This is a genomic window from Rhodanobacter lycopersici (assembly GCF_040812335.1).
GTDB lineage: Bacteria > Pseudomonadota > Gammaproteobacteria > Xanthomonadales > Rhodanobacteraceae > Rhodanobacter_A > Rhodanobacter_A lycopersici.
In genome coordinates, this window is sequence record NZ_JBFOHK010000004.1 from 170,974 (window position 1) to 188,573 (window position 17,600).

Below are 17,600 nucleotides of genomic sequence, written 5' to 3' on the forward strand. Positions count from 1 at the left end.
AACCCTGACCAGCCCACCCTGACACCTTGTTCCCGATCACTGCCTCGATGCGGGCGTCGCCTGGTAGAACACATTCAACCAGGACCCGTTCCGCTTCATCCACAAGGACGATGCGTAACCGTCCAGCCGGAACGCCTTTCCGTGGTCGAGTCCCGCGGCCTGCACGCGGTAGGTGACGAGCGCGGCATTCGGCGCAACCAGGCGGACGTCGAATCCTGAAAGCGCGCATCGATCGAAACGCACCCGTGCATCCATGGTCGACGCTTCGCTGGCTGCCTTGCCCACCACGCCGCCACCGGTGACCGTGATGAAGTCCGGGGCATGAAAGGCCCGGTAGGCACCGGCGTTTCGCTGGATGGCCAGGTTCCAGCTCGCCCGCTCTTCCGCGACCAGTCGCTGCGCAACGACGCCGCTTGTCGCAGCGGCGGCCGGGAGGGGGCTGGATGCGGTGTCGCAAACGATGGGCGGTGTGGCGTTGGCAACCCATGGCAATGACATGGCGACCAAGGCGACGCATGAAATTCGTTTATTTGTCATGTGTTTAGAATGTCATTAGGATTGAAAGACCGTCAATCGAATTGATTTCGGAATCATGGCCACCGGAACCGACCTCGACCGAACAGACTCCGCCATCCTGCGTCTTTTGACGAAGGACGCATGGCTCTCCAACAAGCAGATCGCGGCGGCGGTAGGCCTTGCGCCATCGAGCTGCCATGAGCGGGTCAAATCCCTCAGGGCGCGCGGGGTTCTGCTGGGCGCACACGCCGAAGTCAATCTCGAGGCGATCGGGTTCGCGCTGGAGGCCGTGCTGTTCGTGCAGCTCGGCAAGCTGGAGGTCGAGGTGGTCGACGACTTCGTCGGCTCAACCGCCACCCTTCCGGAAGTGCGCCACGTGTTCCTGGTGTCGGGCCGCTCCGATTTGATCGTCGACGTCGTCGTGCGCGACATGCAGCATTTGAAGGCGATCATCTCGGAGCACTTCAATCGCCACGACGTCGTGCTGCGCGTGGAAACATCCGTCGTGTTCGACAGCCGGCACCAACACGTCATGCCACCGCCGTAGCAGGGTGTTGAGCAGGAGCCGGGTTCGCCTCCCAGCAGATGAAGACGCCCGGCGCTTGCATACCGTTGCGGCCAGGCCTGCTGCCCTTGAGAAAGCCTGCATCGCCCAAAATGCTTGGGACTCCAGGAGTTCCTCCCGCAGGGGGCCATGTTCGACAAGATCAGAAACTGGCGCGTGCGCCGCCTCGTCGCCCGGCACCCCATCGCCGAACCGCTGTGGCAAGCCGCGCTTCGCCGGTGCGCCCCGGCGCGCCGGCTGGGCGCTTCCGACCAGGCCGCGCTGCGCGTGCTGGCCACGTTGTTCCTGGACCACAAGTCGCTGGAACCGGTCCAGGGGCTGGAGCTCGACGACGCCGACCGCGTGCTGCTCGCGGCCCACGCGTGCCTGCCCATCCTGAAACTGGGCCTCGACTGGTACGACGGCTGGCACAGCGTCATCGTCTATCCGGATGCGTTCATACCGCATCGCACGCAGACCGATGCGGCGGGCGTGGTCCACCAGACCCGCACCGCGCGGGCGGGCGAGGCCTGGGAGCGCGGGCCGGCGATCCTGTCGTGGGCGGACGTGCTGGATGCCGGAAGGAAGCCGGGCCACAACGTGGTCATCCACGAAATGGCCCACAAGCTCGACATGCTCAACGGGGAAGCCAACGGCTGCCCGCCCCTGCACCGGCGCATGAACCGCCGCACATGGACGCAGGTCTTCTCCGACGCATGGGACCGCCTGCGCGACGATCATCGCCACGGCCTTCCCCTGCCGATCGACCCGTATGGCCTGGAAAACGAGGCCGAGTTCTTCGCGGTGGTCAGCGAGCAGTTCTTCGAGGCGCCAGCGGCACTGCACCAGCATCTGCCGGAGGTCTACCGGCAACTCGAGCAGTTTTACCGCCAGCATCCGTATTGATGGACGCTGCCATGGGCTCAAAGGTGTCCGTCAAACACGAGGCCAGACAGGAAAGCGGGACGGGCTCACCACGTCCCCTTCAATGACTATTTCAACCCGCCCGGTCTGATGCCCGGCCGACACACCCGAGCACGCAACCGAAGAGTCGTCCATGCCAGCAGCCTCCCCGAGCGCGGGTTCGCGCCGGGCACTGTATCCGACTTCTTCCGGCCCGGCTCCGGGACGATCCGGGATCCAGCCGGGGACACTTGCCAACGGGTCGCCACGCCGGCCCGGCGACCGGGAAGGCGCAATTTTTTCCGCCCGTTTGACCAACTTATGACACTGCTCGCCGATTGCCGCAGAGGTCTAGAGTGGCCCGATTTCGAGCGGGCCACGGCTGATGACGGTGACCTCGGCCCGACCCTTGCCGCAAGGAAGTGGCCGCCGCGCGACCAGCGCGCGAACCATCCATCCTTGTCCCGTGGGAGTCTGTGAAATGTCGAAACCGCATGCGTTGACCGTCCGCCCGTCGCGGCTGTTCGTGGCCCTGACGCTGGCGCTGTCCGCCACCACCTTCGCCGGCGTCGCGCTGGCAGCAGCCGGCAGCACGGCGGATGCGCACATCCCGCCGCCGCAGGACACGCCATATCCCGGCACCATCCATTTGAACGTCGACGCCAGCGATACGACCCAGGGCATCTTCCGCGTCCACGAGACGATTCCGGTGCAGGCAGGTGAACTCACGCTGTTCTATCCGCAGTGGATTCCCGGCGACCACGAGCCCAGCGGGCCGATCGACAAGCTGGCCGGACTCACGATCACGGCCAACGGCAAGCCGCTCGCGTGGACGCGCTACAAGTACGACGTGTACGCCTTCAAGCTCGACGTGCCCGAGGGCGTCTCCAGCATCGACGTGCAGTTCCAGTACCTGTCGGCCGGGAGCCGCGGCCAGGGCCCGATCGAGATGACGCCCGACATGCTGGACCTCAGCTGGAACGAGGATTCGCTGTACCCGGCGGGCTACTACACGCGCGACATCAAGGTCGTGCCCAGCGTGACCCTGCCGGCCGGATGGAAGTTCGGCACCGCGCTGGAAGTGGCTTCGCAATCGGGCAACACCGCCACCTTCAAGCCGACGACCTACAACACCCTGGTCGACTCCCCGATGTACGCGGGCGCGAACTTCAAGCGCCTCGACCTCAACCCGGGCAACAAGGCCGGCGGCGCTCCCGTGCACATGGACGTGGTGGCGGATGCCGCCAGCGACCTCGCGGTAACGCCGGAGCAACTGAAAGGCCTGCAGAGCGTCATCACCCAGGCACACCTGCTGTTCCAGTCGCACCACTATGACCACTACGACTTCCTGTTCTCGATATCCGACCAGCTGAGCGGCAAGGGCCTGGAACACCACCAGTCGAGCGAGGACGGCGCGCGCGCCAACTACTTCACCCACTACAAGGAAAACTGGCCGACGGCGGGCAACCTGCTGGCGCACGAGTACACGCACTCCTGGAACGGCAAGTTCCGGCGCCCGGCGGACCTGTGGACGCCCAACCTCAACGTGCCGATGGGCGACTCGCTGCTGTGGGTGTACGAGGGCCAGACCCAGTACTGGGGCTACGTACTGGCCGCGCGCGCCGGGCTGTGGACGCCGGACCAGTTCCGCCAGGCCATGGCGATGGTCGCCGCCAACTACGACCGCAACCGCCCGGGCTTCGCCTGGCGCTCGATCGAGGACACCACCAACGACCCGACCATCGCCGAACGCGCCTCGCTGCCCTACCGCAACTGGCAGATGAGCGAGGAGTACTACAGCGCCGGCCAGATGACCTGGCTGGCGGTGGACGCGAAGATCCGCGCGCTCACCCACGGCAAGGCCTCGCTCGACACCTTCGCCAAGGACTTCTTCGGCGTCGACGACGGCAGCTTCGTCACCAAGACCTACAGCTTCGACGATGTCGTGGCCACGCTGAACAAGGTCACGCCGTACGACTGGGCCTCGTTCCTGAAGGGCTATATCGACGCCCTGAACCCGCCGCTGCAAAGCGGCCTGCAGGCGTCGGGCTGGAAGCTCGTCTACAACGACAAGCCCAACGACTACGCCAAGCTGATCTCCGCGCGCTTTCACGCCGACATCGGCGCGGCCCTGGGCATCGGGCTCATGATCGGCAAGGACGGCCAGGTCAGCGACGTGCGCTGGAACAGTCCGGCGTTCAAGGCCGGCATCGGCACCGGCACCACCGTGGTGGCGGTCGACGGCCACGAGTACTCGGCGGACGCATTGAAGGATGCGGTGGTAGCCGCCAAGGGCGGCAACGCGCCCATCGAACTGCTGCTCAAGCAGCAAGGCAGCTACCGCACCGTCCCCGTCGACTACCACGGCGGCCTGCAATACCCGCACCTCGAACGCATCCAGGGGACGCCGGACTACCTCGACCAGATCATCGCGGCGAGGAAATAACCGCAAAAAGCATCGGGAAACATGCAAGCGGCGCGGCGGCCCGCCAAACGGACGGGCCGCCGCGAACCGCCCGGTCCGCGCCTCCGCCCTGGCACGGAAACGATCCGTCCCCGACACCTTTGGAAAACGCCCTAGAACTTCTTCTGCACGTTGATCAGGATCGATTGATCGTCCTGGTCGCCTGCGTTGATCTCTCTCTCGTATTCCAGGCGCAACGACAGGTGACGAACCAGTTCCCAGTTCACGCCGAGACCCGCCAGGAAGTGATTCTGCGTGAGCGGATCGACCTGGGCCCGGTAGATGGGGCCAGCGAGCAGATCCGCATAAGACATCGTCGCCTGGCTGGAGCCTTGGAAGTCGTGCCCGTATTCCAGTCGAAGTTGCGGCATCACCATGCTGTAATCCTCCTTGATCAGATAATTCATGCGCAGGCCGATGCTGGCCGTAGTGGTCTTCACCATCTGGCTGCCGTAGGTCAGCGCGTAGATCGCATCGCCTTGCTCGGTGTATCTGTCCAGTCGCGCCGAAGCGACGTCGAGGCGCCCGTACGGCGAAATCAGCAAGGTATCGGTGCGGTATTCATAGCCCCCGGAAATCGAGGCGAAGGCCTGGTGGCCGCCGCGGCTTCCGCTCACGGTATTGCCGTCGGCTGTCACGTACCGGAGCGCATCGAAGGATAGCCACTGATAGCCGAGCAAGCCGTCGACAAAGGTCGACTGGCTGGGGCTGAAGCTGGCGTACCAGGCGATGTTGTAGCTGTCGGCGGTGTCCGCGCTGCCGTTGTGGCCGATGTCGGTATCGTCGTGTCCGTAGCCGACACCGATGCCGGTTGCGAACGACTGCGAGAAACGCCGATCGAGACCGACGCTGATGCCTGTCGTCGTGAAATCGAATCCGTTGGCTGACGCGGTGGTGTCCCGCGAACCAAAATTCACCGCACCGCCCGTCCACAGCACGTAACCGTCCGGCAGCGGCGAGGCAGAAGCCGCGGGCGGGTTGGCCGACGTCTGCGGAGCCACGATGTAACGCCGGTCGAGATCGCCCCCCACGGCCTGTGCGTGGTTGTAGGGCCATTGTGACGAAACGCCGGCATCTGTGCTGTCGCCCGACATGAACGTCATATTGTTCTGGATATCGCCGTTGCCGCCACCGCCGCCATGCAGGCTTTCCAGGCGTTGCTGGAAGTTCTCGATCTGGCCCTGCGCGAATTCGCGCGCGGCATCGGCCTGCGCACCGAGCACGCCAAGCACTTCCGGATCCTTCGATGGATCGGGCCGCGCGACCACCGTGATCGTCACCGTGCCCGGCGCCGAGGTCGCATAGGCGTTGCCCAAGGTGTAGGTAACCACGGCCGCGCCGCTGAAGGTCGGCGACGAGGTGAAATCGAGCTGATAGCCGCCCGCGATCGGCACGATGCTCGCTTTGCCCGCCGTGCTCGGCGTCAGGGATACCAGCGCAGCGGCCGTGAACGGTCCGCCAGTGGCACCTTGCGTCAGATTGACCTTGACCGGCCGCCCTGCGACGGAGGAGATGCTTTGCGAGGCGATGACCGGTCGTGGATCGATCGTCACCGTCACCGTGGCCGGCTGCGAAACGCCGAATGCATTGGTCAAGGTGTAAGCGAATGTGACTTGCCCGGATGCGGTGGCATCGGCGCTGTAATTGATCGTATTGCCCGCGACGACCGCTTTGCCTGAGGTGGGCGCCCTGACGATGGTGGTCGCCGTGAACGGTCCGCCGGTGGCGCCCGTCGTGGAATCGATGCCGATCGTATTGCCGGCCAGCAGCGTAACGCTCTGCGCCTTGGCAGTGGGTACCGCCAGCGGCGTGACCGTAACAGTGACCGTCGCCGGCGCAGACGTGCCGCCGGGGCCGGTCGCGGTGTATGTCAGCGTATCGGTACCGTAGAAGTTCTGCGTCGGCGTATAGATGACCGTCAATCCACTGACGACGGCCGTGCCGTGTGCCGGTGCCGTGCCGATGGCGATGCTTGTGATCGGACCGGTATCGCCCGTGGTCACCTTGATCGTTACCGCCTGATTGGCCGGTGTGCTGGCGGTGTCGTTGACGGCGACCGGCTTGGGCTGCTGCGTACTGACCGTGTAGGCCTGCGAGCCGGAAAAATTCAGGCTGTCCTTGGCGGTGACGGTGAAACTGTAGCCGCCCGCCACCGTGGGCGTGCCAGACAACAGGCCCGACGTGCTCAGGGTAAGGCCCGTAGGCAACGCACCTGCGCTGACGCTGTAGCTGTAGCTGCCATTACCGCCGCTCGCCGTGAGCTGCTGGCTATAGGCGGCAGCCACTTGTGCACCGGGCAGCGTCGTCGGTGCAACGGCGATGCTTGGCGCACCCACATTCACGGTGTACGACTTGCTTACCGTGAACGGTGCGCCGATGCCCGTGCTGCTGTCGCTGCTGCGAACGGTGAACGTGTACGCGCCAGCCGCCGTAGGCGTGCCGCTGAACGTGCCATTGGTACTCAAGGTCATGCCGGGCGGCGTGCTGCCGCTGGTCACCGCGTAGATGTACGGCGGCGTACCGCCGGTGGTGCTGAAACTCGCGCTATAGCCGGATTCGGCGGTCGCGGCATTCAGGCTGCCCGGGCTCATCGAGAGCGTCGCCGCACCGATCAACATGGTATAGGCCTGCGTGCCGGTCGCGCCGTCCGCATCGGTGGCCTGGATCGAGAAACTGTAAGAGTTGGCCGAGGTCGGCGTGCCGCTCAGTGTGCCGGATGAACTCAGCGTCAGCCCGGGCGGCAAACTGCTACCCGACGCAACCGCGTAGTGGTAGGGCGCGATACCGCCAGCAGCGCTGAACGTCGTGCTGGTATATGCCGTGCCCACGCTTCCGTTCGGCAGGGAACCGGGCGTCAACGTGATAGCCGCCGCACCGACGGTGAGGGTGTAGTTCTGGGTAACCGAGAACGGTGCACCGCTACCCGTGCTGTGATCGATTGCCGTCACCGAGAAATTGAACGTACCCGATTGCGCCGGCACGCCCGACAGCGTGGCCGTGCTTGTATTGAAGCTGAGTCCGGTCGGGAGCGTTCCACTCAGCGTATAGGTATAAGGCGCGGTGCCGCCGGCGGTAGTAAACGTGAGGTTGTACGCCTGGCCGTAGGCCGCACTGACATTAGGGCCGGGCTGCAGGTTGAGCGTTGGCGTACCGATGGTGCCGGAATAAGTCTGCGTCCCGACATACGGTCCGCTGCCGGTGCTGCTGTCCCTGGCTTGCACCGTGAAGCTGTAGGCGCCGGCGTAGGTGGGTGTACCCGTCAGCATGCCGCCGCTGGAAAGGCTCAACCCGGCCGGCAGACTGCCGCTCGTTACGCTGAATGTGTAGGAGGGGGTACCGCCGCTGCCGCCGAGCGTTTCGTTGACCGCCACGCCATCCGTCAGGGTCAAGGAGCCCGGCGTGATGGTTACGGTCGCGGCATTGATCAGCAGCGAATAGCTTTGCGTGCCGGTTTTTCCGTTGCCATCGGTCACCTGCACCGTGAGCGGAAACGTGCCGCCCGCCGTGGGCGTGCCCGAGATCGCGCCATTGTTGAACTGCAATCCAGCCGGCAGCGTGCCGCTGGTGATCTGGTAGGTGTAAGCCGGCGCTCCACCCGTAGCAGTGATGGTTGCCGTATAGGCGCTGCCGACCGTCCCGCCAGGCAATGTCGCGGTCGTGATGACCGGTGCGGCCGAAACCACGTTCAACGTGTAGCTGACGGGATTGCTGCTGTACGGGCCGGTACCCGTGCTGCTGTCCATCGCTGTTATCTGGAACGAGAAGTTGCCAAACCCCGTCGGGGTGCCGCTGATCGTGTTGCCGGAAACGGTGATACCGGCTGGCAGGACACCGCTCGTCACCTGATAGGTGTAACCCGGGGTGCCGCCGGTGGTGGAAAGCGTCTGCGTGTACGCGGCGTTCTGCGTGGCGGCGGGCAATGCGCCGGAAGCCGGCGAGACGGTCAGCGTCGGCACATTGATGGTCAGCGTCATGGTGCCGGACGTGAGCGTTGCCCCGTCCGCATCCGTCACTTTGAAGCTGGGGTTGAACGTGCCGCCTGCGGTAGGCGTGCCGGTAATCGCGCCAGTGTTTGCATTGAGCGTCAATCCGGCAGGTAGCGCCCCGCTGTTGATGGCATACGCCAAAGGCGTTGCGCCACCGCTCGCGGCAACCGCGCTGCTATAGCTCGCACCCACCGTGCCGGTCGGCAGGCTGGTGGTGCTCCACGCCAGCGGCGGAGCGACGACGATCGTGTACTTGGCGGAGCTGCCGGTAAAGCCGTGCGCATCCGTAGCGGTAACGACCACGTTCGAGTAAGTGCCGCTGCTGGTCGGTGTGCCGCTCAACACGCCGCCGGGAGACAGTGCGAGACCCGATGGCAATCCCGTGGCGGCAAAGATGAACGACGAGGTGTCGCCGTTGCTGCTCGCGGCGAATGTCGTCGATGTATAGGCCGAACCCTGGGTACCGTTGGGGACGCTGCCCGCCGATACGGTGATCGTCGGCGCATCCACCTTCAACGTGTATGCCACCTGGGTCGAGTTGCCCGCGCTATCGGCCGCATCGACGGAGAAACTGGTGGTTCCCAGTACCGTGGCCTTGCCTGTGATCCCGCCCGAACCGATCGTTATGCCACTGGGCGGCGCCGTGCCGGGCACCTGCGAATACGTGTACGGTCCCGTACCCCCACTTGCGCTCAGAGGCTGGGAGTAATTGGCATAGGCGATGGCATCGGGAAGGCTGCCTGACGCTGGGGAAACGCTGATGACGCCGCCGTTGACGACCAACGTGAGATTCAGGGGCTGGCTTGAATTGTCCGCGGCGTCGTTGGCGACCATGGTGATGGGAAAGCTGCCGCTTTCCGTGGGTGTGCCGGAGACGGTCAGGGTGCTGGTGGTGCTGTTGAAACTGTCGGTGATTCCGCTCGGCAAGACACCGGAGTCGATAATGATCGTGTAGGGCCCTCCGCTGCCGCCGGATGCGGTGAAGGCGACGGAATAAGCCTGCCCTACCGTACCGGGAGCGAACGAGGTGGGGCTGATGGTGACCGGTGAAGTGCTCGATGCGCCGATGGTGATGCTGACGGTGTGATTGTTGCCGGCGCCGTCTTCGTAGGTAAACGCATCGCTGGTCGCGCTGTCGCCGTTGTTTTGATAATTGATGTATTCGTCGTTGCCGGAGATGCTGGTGATCGTGCCATGGCTCGGCCCGCTCAGGATCACCTGGCTGACGACGGTGCCGTTGGTCCCCTGGTTATCCGAGCAAGGGAACGTGTCGTAGCTGTAGGCCTGGCCGGATGCGACGGTGAAACTGTTCTGGCACGTCTGCGCGCTCGCTACCGTGGGCAGCAAAGCGAGCGCGGCCAGGCACAGCAGGAACGCAAGCGCCCGCAAGCCAAGACAATGCCGTGCATTACGCGCGACAACGCGCGGGCACGCCGCCCCCTTTCGACGTCCAAACATGGCTTGCCCCCTGAAGCGCCTCTTTACAAAAGGCACCCGTCGCGCGAAAAACGGTGAACCGGCCCCCAGTTCGCGGCGCACTTTAGCATCATCCTCAAGAGACAGTCTTGGCCCGTCGCCACACGCGGCGCGCAAGAAAGTGCGGCGATACGCAGCAGTCATGAGTTCGGCCACAGGGGGCAACGATGTCTGACTACTTCATCGGGCAGATCATGCTGAGCGGCTTCAACTTTGCGCCTCGCAATTTTGCGATGTGCAATGGCCAGTTGCTGCCGATCAACCAGTACCAGGCGGTGTTTGCATTGTTGGGCACGGTCTACGGCGGCAACGGCACCACCAACTTCCAGCTTCCCGACCTGCGCGGACGTACGCCGGTGGGCTATGGCAATACCTATCCCATCGGGAACAGCTTCGGCATCGAGAACGCGACGCTCGATGGTTCACAGGTGCCGGTGCACACCCACGCCATCAATGCGACCACCGCCGCGGGCGCCATACGCGACCCTGCCAACTCCATCTACGGGACGCCAGCCAACGGGCAGGCCTACGCCAATGCCGGTGACGGCATGACCCAGCTCCATGCGCAGCAGATGCAGAACGCGGGCGGCAGTCAACCGCATTCGAATCTGCAGCCGTTCAACGTGCTGAATTTCAGCATGTGCCTGTACGGCATTTTCCCTACGCGCGGTTGAGCGCATCCCACTCAGATCGCTTCCATCGGGAGATGGCGACATGACGACCCCTTACGTGGGCGAGATTCGGATGTTCGGGTTTAACCGGGTGCCGACGGGCTGGGCTCCCTGCGATGGCAGGTCGCTGCCCATAGCGGAATACGACGTGCTCTACACCCTGCTTGGCACGACCTACGGTGGCGACGGCATCAACACCTTTGCGCTGCCCGACATGCGCGGGCGGTTGCCAATACATCAGGGACAGGGACTCGGACTCTCGCCCTATATCATGGGCAAACGGTCTGGCACCGAAACCGTCACGCTGACTGCCGCGCAGACGCCCGTGCATACGCATCCCGTGTATGCCAGTGCCAATGGCGTCACCAGCAATACGCCAGGCAACCAGGTCGTACCCGGCGCGTTCACCAACACGGATACGATGTATGCCACGGACCTGGGCGGCGCATTTCCGCTCACGTTACAGGCCAGCACCGTCGCCAACGCGGTGCCGACCGGCAACCAGCCTCACGACAACACCATGCCGACCTTGACGGTGTCCTTCTGCATCGCGCTGTACGGCGTCTTCCCGTCGCAAGGCTGAGTCTTGCCAGCAAAGGCCATCAAGCCATCGTCCGGAGCAAACCATGTCTGACTCTTTTACCGGTGAGATCCAGGTATACGGGTTCAACTTTGCGCCCATCAACTGGGCGCAATGCAGCGGTGCCTTACTGCCCATCTCGCAATACACCGCATTGTTCTCGCTGATCGGCGTTGTCTACGGCGGCAACGGCACAAGCAATTTTCAACTTCCGAATCTGGTCGGTTCCGCGGCATGCAGCCAAGGCCAGGGGCCGGGGCTGAGCCCGCGGAACCTGGGTGAAGTGTTCGGCGAAAACCAGGTCACCCTGCTGAGCGGCCAGATGCCGGCGCACAACCATGTTTTCAATTCGTGGAACCAGCCGGATGCGACCAAGCGCAGCAACAGGCCCACCAACGGCAGCGCCCTGGTCGAACCCTCGCAGCTGCAACCCTTCCCGCGGCCTGGCGCAGCACCGAATACGACGTTTTCACCGAGCATGGCCACGGGATATGGCCAGGCGGGGCCGTTGCCGCACGAGAACCGCCAACCGGCCCTGGCGATCAACTTTTGCATCTGCTTGAACGGGATATTCCCGACTTCCGGCTGATGCATGGGCCCGATCCGCTCCCGGCGTTTCCGCCGGGAGCTCCATTGCCCGCGGTCAGCAAACCCATGTCGGCCCGGAACATAGGGTTGCGGACGGCCGGCACCAATGACATGCGTTTTCTGCGCGCGCTGTTCCATGCGCTGAAAAGCGAGGAGCTGCCGCTCGAGCACTGGCCCGAGCCGTTCAAGCAGGCGTTTCTGGACCAGCAGTTCGCGTTGCAGCACATGCAGTACGTCGACCGCTATCCCGGCGCGGACTTCTGGATCGTCGAACACCGCAACCAGCCCATCGGGCGCTATTACCTGCTGCGCGAACCATCCCGCTACCACATCGTCGACATCACGCTGGAACCGGCATGGCGTGGTCGCGGCATCGGCAGCCTGTTGCTGGACTGGGCCCAGTCACTGGCGCGCAGGCACGGCGCGGCGGGCATCAGCCTGCAAGTGGATGAACGCAACAAGGATGCGCAGCGGCTCTATGCACGATACGGCTTCGTGGAGACATCCCGCGAATCGCCGTACATCGCCATGCAATGGAAGACGGCGGCCTAGTTGCGGACCACGGTGATGGATGACCACCATTCCGGTTCGATCTGAACACCGCGCTGGTGATGTACGCAGCGCTGGCTATGTCCACTTCATGCCCTGAACTATTCCGACAACTATAAGAGGCACCCTATGGCTTGAACAACGAAACTACTGCCTAGGATCGCAAGACCCCACGGCTGCCAGCGAAGGCGACGTGCGTTCATGGCCCTAACGCGTTCATTGTGCCGGGTTACCTCATCACTTCCAAGCACTCCCCCCGCGAAAGGCTGGAGCGCATAGCTGCTGAAAAAAAGGATTGCTGTCCCGATCGCGCCAAGCCCAGCCGAACACAGCCCTGCAATGTGCTCACCAGTCATTGAGGGTTCCCTTGGTCATGTTGTGCGTGGCCTTCTGCGTTTACAGATCTTTTCAGCATGCGGATATAGCCCAAAGGAGGTACCCAGGGCGGCAAGGAAACACCGTTCAGCACCAGCGGCGTGTTCACGCCTAACCGGAATGGGTGTTCAGTTCGACCGGAATCCGCACCTAGTTGAAGACCGCCTGATAAAGAAACCCGTCCTGGTTGCGTGCGATCGGCACCAGGAAAATGCCGAACTCGCCCATCCCAGCATTCGCCATCTGATAAACACGCTGCGGAAACAGCACCGGCGAGGCGTTATGAAACACCAGTGAAAAAGCTGCCCGGGGCATGCCGGGCACCCCGCGCGCCGGTAACGGGGCGGCTTCCACCAGCACGAAAGGTGTACGGCCCTGATCCACATCCACGGAAAAGGTCTCGTTGAGATGTGGAGCGAAATCTTCCAGCCTCAGAAACTGCACGTCCGCGCCCCCGGCCGCCCGACAGGAAACGAGTCTCACATATCCGCGTTGCGCTTGCGATGGCTTGTCGTCATACGACAGGCACCTGTTCGCCTGGCCTGCGCAGGCGACGCTTCTCCGCCTTGCGTACCTTCCGCAAGGCCTTGCCTCGCGCTGGTCATGCAGCCAGAGATGGATCGGCCGGTGCGCTGAGCAAGGTCAGCAACTGCGACACGCACACGCAAACGCGAGCCATGGCCGATCGTGGCCTCACCCGAACTGCAACTGCCAGGCGGACGGATCGCCGCGAACCGTCCCGCCCACGCCTCCGCCCAGGATCCACCTCCGACACCTGCTGCTACCAATCGCAGAGGTGAACACACGGGCTGGCGCAAGCGGGGGCTGCCCTGCGATCTGTCCGCGTCACTGCCCAGGCCATCGCCGGACAGGCAACTGCCCGGCATCCCGCAACATGTCGTGCAGCGTGGCAACAAGCCGGCGGCTTTAATGATTCAACCCGCCTGGCCCAGATGCGCCCGTGCCTGTTCCATCACCGCTTGCCGCAGGCGGGTCAGCGCCGCCGACGGCGAACCAGTGGCGGCATGCAGGCACAGGTCCACGCCCGGCAGAACCGGCAGGCCGTGACGTTCATCCAGGCGCATCAACGAGGGCGGGAGGTCGGCGCCTGTGCGCACGGTGATACCCAGGCCCGCGGCCACGCCGGCCCACAGGCTGTGCAGGCTGGCGGTGACGAAAGCCGGCCGCCAGGCGATGCCGGCCCGGTCCAGCGCGGCCGTACCCGCCTGGCGGAAAAAACATGGCGGCTGGTACAGCGCCAGATCCAGCACCGCAGCAGGCCGCACCACCTCGCCCGTGCCTGCCGGCCCGATCCAGGTCATCGGCAGCGTGGCCAGGCGCTCGGCGTCCGCGCGCCCGCCCTGGTTCATGGCAAGCACCAGGTCGAGCTCGCCGCGATCGAGCCGTTCGAGCAGTAGCCCGTTGCGTTCGACCAGCACATCCACCCGCACCGCCGGGTAGGCCTTGCGGAACTGCCCCAGCGCCACCGGCAACCAGGACTCGGCGAAATCGCCCGGCAGGCCGAAACGCACCACGCCGTCGATCGCCGCACCGCGCACCGCGTGCACCGCCTCGTCGTTGAGCTCCAGGATGCGACGCGCGTAGGCGTGCACCCGGTCGCCCGCCTCGGTCAACACCACGCGGCGACCCTGCTTGCGGAACAGCGGCTCGCCCAACTGCGATTCCAGCTTGCGTATCTGCTGGCTGACCGCCGAAGGCGAGCGCCCGATCCGTTCCGCGGCGCGGGCCAGGCCGCCCAGGCGCAGGATCGCCTCCAGGCTGCGCAACGCGTCCATGTCGAGATTGGGGAGCGGCATTGGTAAGCAATTCGAAAGTATTCCCGCCGAATTATTCGATTTTTCCGCACACTGGCAAGTCCCATGATCGGCGAGGCCCCACCTACGCGTGCGGCACCCGATCCGAAGGAGGAAAACCCCATGCGCCTGCACCGCCTATTCGCCCGCCTTGCCGTCGTCGCCTGCCTGCTGCCCGGCCTGGCCTGGTCCTCCGGCGCCAGGATGGCCGACACCCGCGGCCACGTTTCGCTGGCCGGCACCTGGACGCTGGTGGCGGCCGACGTGCTGCATGCGGATGGCTCACGCTCGCACGACTACGGCGAGGCGCCGAAAGGCCTGCTGCTGATCGACCGCATGGGCCACTACTCGCTGCAGATCTACCGCGCCGACCGCCCGCGCTTCGCCAATCCGGACAAGGCCAGGGCCAGCGCGCAGGAATACCGGGCAGCCGTGATGGGCGCGAGCACCCATTTCGGCACGATCGCGGTCGAACCGGACCGGCACCAGCTGGTGTTCCATATCGAAGGCGCCTCCTTCCCCAACTGGGAGGGGCAGCAACAAGCCCGCGCCTACGAGTTGCACGGCGACACGCTCAGCTACCGGGTGCCGCCGCGTCCGGATGGCAACGTGCCCGTGTCGGTCTGGCGGCGCATCGGCGGCTGAGGCACCTCCGAGAAGGGGCTCCGCCCCTGCGAGTCCAATTCCTGGCCACGTAAAAAAGTTTCGGGCTGGTGTCGATTTCCGAAAGTCTCCGTCGTCGCTCCAGCGAGGTCGCAAGGGCCGACTTCGACTGGGGAGATCGCCATGAGAAAGCCAGCGCTGAAAATATCTGCTTCGCTGGACGGCGGCGGCCCGCCCCGGGCCGTGCGGGGAACCATGGGGATGAAGTCCATGGGCCGGCTTGCCGCCAAGCTGGTGGCGTGCACCCCGCTGGCCTTGCTCGTTGCCACCGGCACTGTCGCAGCTCCAGCCGAGCCCTATGCCCGCATGGCCCCCGTCGATGCCTACCTCATGGCCCGCGCCCAGGAAATCGCCCTGGCCCGAAGTGCCGCGCCAAGCTCCATTTCCAAGGATGCGACCGTCCTGGTCCTGACCCGTACCGGCTATGAAACCGCGGTCAAGGGCACCAACGGGTTTGTCTGCTGGGTGGCACGGGGCTTCAGCGGCGCCCCCGACTGGCCCGAACGATGGAATCCGAAGATCCGCGCCGCCGGATGCGACAACCCGCAGGCCGCGCGCACCGTCACCGAGATCGCCAAACTTCGCACGGCGATGACCCTTGCCGGCCGCACCGACGCGGAAATCGCCGACCGCATCAAGGCCGCCCTGCGCACCAGGGAGATCCCGCCGCTGAAGCCAGGCTCCATGTGCTACATGATGTCGAAATCCGCCTACCTGTCCGATGACGGCGGTCACGACATGGCCCACGTCATGTTCTACGTCCCGTTCAAGGATGGCGCCAATTGGGGTGCCAACGCGTCCGGCTCCCCGATCTTCGGCGGCAACTACTGGTTCTACACGACGGGCCATCAAGCCGAGATCGCCGCCCTGCCGCCGCTGTCGGTCCTCCTGGTCGGAGTCGCCACCTGGTCCGACGGCACGCCGGCCGCGATGCCCCAGATGTAGGCAAGAGCGGGGCAGCGCGGGCTGACCAGTCTTTTCCGTGGGTCACTTTCCAGGGCGACGTGCAGATACGCGTGCACCCCGCCCTCGCGCGCGATGTCCTGGATCGCCGGGCGATCGGTCCAGACAAGCGGGGTCGACCGTTTTCGCTCGGAGCAAGCGCCCCGCCTTGCGCGCCACCGCGAATCATTCGCCCAAAAGGCGGAGATCACCTGGCCCCCGACGGCGGCAGCCGGCCTCGTCCAGTTGCGACATTCCCATGCCCACCCGGGATATGGCGAACCGCATCAGGCCGGCGTATGGTCCGCAGGCTGCATCGACTCCGGGGGAAGACATGGCCATGCACATGGGAGGAAGCATCGACGCGAGTGCGAGGATGCATCCAGACGTGTTGGAGTCACCGGAACTGACATCGGCTGCATGGAGCGCCCGGATCGACGCGCTGCCCAAATTCCCAAAGGCACCGACGGTCCTGCCGATGAAAGCCAGGTGGGGATTCGCAGCTGCCGTTGGCGATCAATCCCGGACTACGGCTTCAGCACCATGAGTAGTTGCTCGGCAAGGCGCTGACGCCGAAGGCCCGGTGAAAAAATGGCCCCTGATATCTTTCCCCCTGTTTGACAACCGCATTCCAGACAACGCGAGGATTCCACACATGCCACGTTTCCATTTTCTCCGTAGCACCGCCGTGGGGCTGAGTCTCGGCATGGCCGCTGCCTGCATGTCGCTGCCCGCTTTCGCCACCACGCCGGACACGGTGACCTTTGCGGCAAACAGTGTGTGGGCGCAGGAAATCGGCAACCTCGACCATTCCGACAGCTCGCACGATTACACGGTGGCGATCGCGGCGGGCAAGACATTGCAGCTCAACCTCCTCAGCAACAATGCGAACGTGTATTTCAAGGTGAACGACCAGACCCACGACAAACAACTGCTGGATTCCCATAAAACGGGTGCCTCCACCTGGTCATCTCCGAACGCGACGGCCACCACGTACGCGATCCAGGTCTACATGGACCCTGATGCGGTAAAGCGCGGGGAAACCGCGAAATACGCGTTGCAGGTCGGGCAATACGGGGCCGCAGATTTGCAGCCGCCGACGACCGCAATGACATTCCAGGCCAACCAGCCATGGTCGGTGGAAAATGGGAGCCTGGCTTCCGGCGCTGCCGCACACGACTACACCGTTTCCATCGCAGCGGGCATGGCAGTCAAGGTCAATCTCGTCGCGAGCAATCCCCAGTTGCACTTCAAGGTGGATGACCAGACCCACGACAAGAAGCTGGTCGACACGAGCACGACCGGGGCGAACACCTGGTCCGAGTCGGCTGCGACGGCGACGGCCTACATGATTCAGGTGTACGCCGATCCGGCGGCGATACCTACTGGACAACAAGCACGGTTCACCCTGCAGGTCGCTCAATACGGCTCTGGTGGCGCACAACCCACGCAACCCGCCGGCGCGACCACGGCCGCGTCGCCCGCTGCAGCAACATCGGCATCGACGCCTCCGGCCTCGCCATAAACAA

At 64.5% G+C, this 17,600-nt stretch carries 14 protein-coding genes; 10 read left to right on the top strand and 4 right to left on the bottom strand.

Annotated features, from left to right (window positions below; translation table 11 throughout):
- Positions 1-36 precede the first annotated feature (36 nt).
- The gene (locus ABQJ54_RS14705; RefSeq protein ID WP_367855066.1) at positions 37-537 is read right to left on the bottom strand and encodes a DUF4440 domain-containing protein; all 501 of its coding nucleotides are present in this window, start codon (positions 535-537) and stop codon (positions 37-39) included.
- A gap of 55 nt (positions 538-592) precedes the next feature.
- On the opposite strand from ABQJ54_RS14705, the gene ABQJ54_RS14710 reads away from it, so the two are divergent.
- From ABQJ54_RS14710 to ABQJ54_RS14720, 3 genes are all read left to right on the top strand, one after another.
- Positions 593-1,063, top strand: coding sequence for an Lrp/AsnC family transcriptional regulator (locus ABQJ54_RS14710; RefSeq protein ID WP_367855067.1), 471 nt, complete (start codon positions 593-595; stop codon positions 1,061-1,063).
- A 147-nt stretch (positions 1,064-1,210) separates the two neighbouring features.
- Positions 1,211-1,966 carry a M90 family metallopeptidase gene (locus ABQJ54_RS14715; protein WP_367855068.1) on the top strand — a complete coding sequence of 252 codons (756 nt, stop codon included), beginning with the start codon at positions 1,211-1,213 and terminating at the stop codon, positions 1,964-1,966.
- Positions 1,967-2,444: 478 nt separating this feature from the next.
- Positions 2,445-4,409 carry a M61 family metallopeptidase gene (locus tag ABQJ54_RS14720; RefSeq protein ID WP_367855069.1) on the top strand — a complete coding sequence of 655 codons (1,965 nt, stop codon included), beginning with the start codon at positions 2,445-2,447 and terminating at the stop codon, positions 4,407-4,409.
- Positions 4,410-4,540: 131 nt separating this feature from the next.
- Here the strand turns inward: ABQJ54_RS14720 and ABQJ54_RS14725 are convergent, their stop codons facing one another.
- Positions 4,541-9,871, bottom strand: coding sequence for a putative Ig domain-containing protein (locus ABQJ54_RS14725; RefSeq protein ID WP_367855070.1), 5,331 nt, complete (start codon positions 9,869-9,871; stop codon positions 4,541-4,543).
- A gap of 185 nt (positions 9,872-10,056) precedes the next feature.
- Between ABQJ54_RS14725 and ABQJ54_RS14730 the strand changes: the two genes are divergently transcribed.
- Genes ABQJ54_RS14730 through ABQJ54_RS14745 form a run of 4 tightly spaced genes read left to right on the top strand, consistent with a single transcriptional unit; the run spans position 10,057 to position 12,280 of the window.
- Positions 10,057-10,563, top strand: a complete 507-nt coding sequence (locus ABQJ54_RS14730; protein ID WP_367855071.1) for a phage tail protein — start codon at positions 10,057-10,059, stop codon at positions 10,561-10,563.
- 40 nt (positions 10,564-10,603) lie between these two features.
- Complete coding sequence (locus ABQJ54_RS14735; RefSeq protein ID WP_367855072.1) at positions 10,604-11,143, top strand: phage tail protein; 540 nt, start codon at positions 10,604-10,606, stop codon at positions 11,141-11,143.
- A 43-nt stretch (positions 11,144-11,186) separates the two neighbouring features.
- Positions 11,187-11,729 (top strand): phage tail protein, encoded by a 543-nt coding sequence (locus ABQJ54_RS14740; protein ID WP_367855073.1) that lies wholly within the window; start codon positions 11,187-11,189, stop codon positions 11,727-11,729.
- Positions 11,690-12,280 (top strand): GNAT family N-acetyltransferase, encoded by a 591-nt coding sequence (locus ABQJ54_RS14745; protein ID WP_367855074.1) that lies wholly within the window; start codon positions 11,690-11,692, stop codon positions 12,278-12,280. The genes ABQJ54_RS14740 and ABQJ54_RS14745 overlap by 40 nt, the downstream gene beginning before the upstream one ends.
- Positions 12,281-12,802: 522 nt before the next feature.
- Here ABQJ54_RS14745 and ABQJ54_RS14750 read toward each other — a convergent pair.
- Together ABQJ54_RS14750 and ABQJ54_RS14755 are read right to left on the bottom strand one after the other, a co-directional pair.
- Positions 12,803-13,096 (bottom strand): DUF6916 family protein, encoded by a 294-nt coding sequence (locus ABQJ54_RS14750; RefSeq protein WP_367855075.1) that lies wholly within the window; start codon positions 13,094-13,096, stop codon positions 12,803-12,805.
- Between the two features lie 491 nt (positions 13,097-13,587).
- The gene (locus ABQJ54_RS14755; RefSeq protein WP_367855076.1) at positions 13,588-14,469 is read right to left on the bottom strand and encodes a LysR substrate-binding domain-containing protein; all 882 of its coding nucleotides are present in this window, start codon (positions 14,467-14,469) and stop codon (positions 13,588-13,590) included.
- Positions 14,470-14,589: 120 nt separating this feature from the next.
- Between ABQJ54_RS14755 and ABQJ54_RS14760 the strand changes: the two genes are divergently transcribed.
- From ABQJ54_RS14760 to ABQJ54_RS14770, 3 genes are all read left to right on the top strand, one after another.
- Positions 14,590-15,111 (top strand): lipocalin-like domain-containing protein, encoded by a 522-nt coding sequence (locus tag ABQJ54_RS14760; RefSeq protein ID WP_367855077.1) that lies wholly within the window; start codon positions 14,590-14,592, stop codon positions 15,109-15,111.
- A gap of 141 nt (positions 15,112-15,252) precedes the next feature.
- Positions 15,253-16,074, top strand: a complete 822-nt coding sequence (locus tag ABQJ54_RS14765) for a hypothetical protein (protein WP_367855078.1) — start codon at positions 15,253-15,255, stop codon at positions 16,072-16,074.
- A 652-nt stretch (positions 16,075-16,726) separates the two neighbouring features.
- Positions 16,727-17,596: a hypothetical protein gene (locus ABQJ54_RS14770; protein WP_367855079.1), complete on the top strand. Its 870-nt coding sequence runs from the start codon at positions 16,727-16,729 to the stop codon at positions 17,594-17,596.
- The last annotated feature ends 4 nt before the right edge of the window (positions 17,597-17,600 follow it).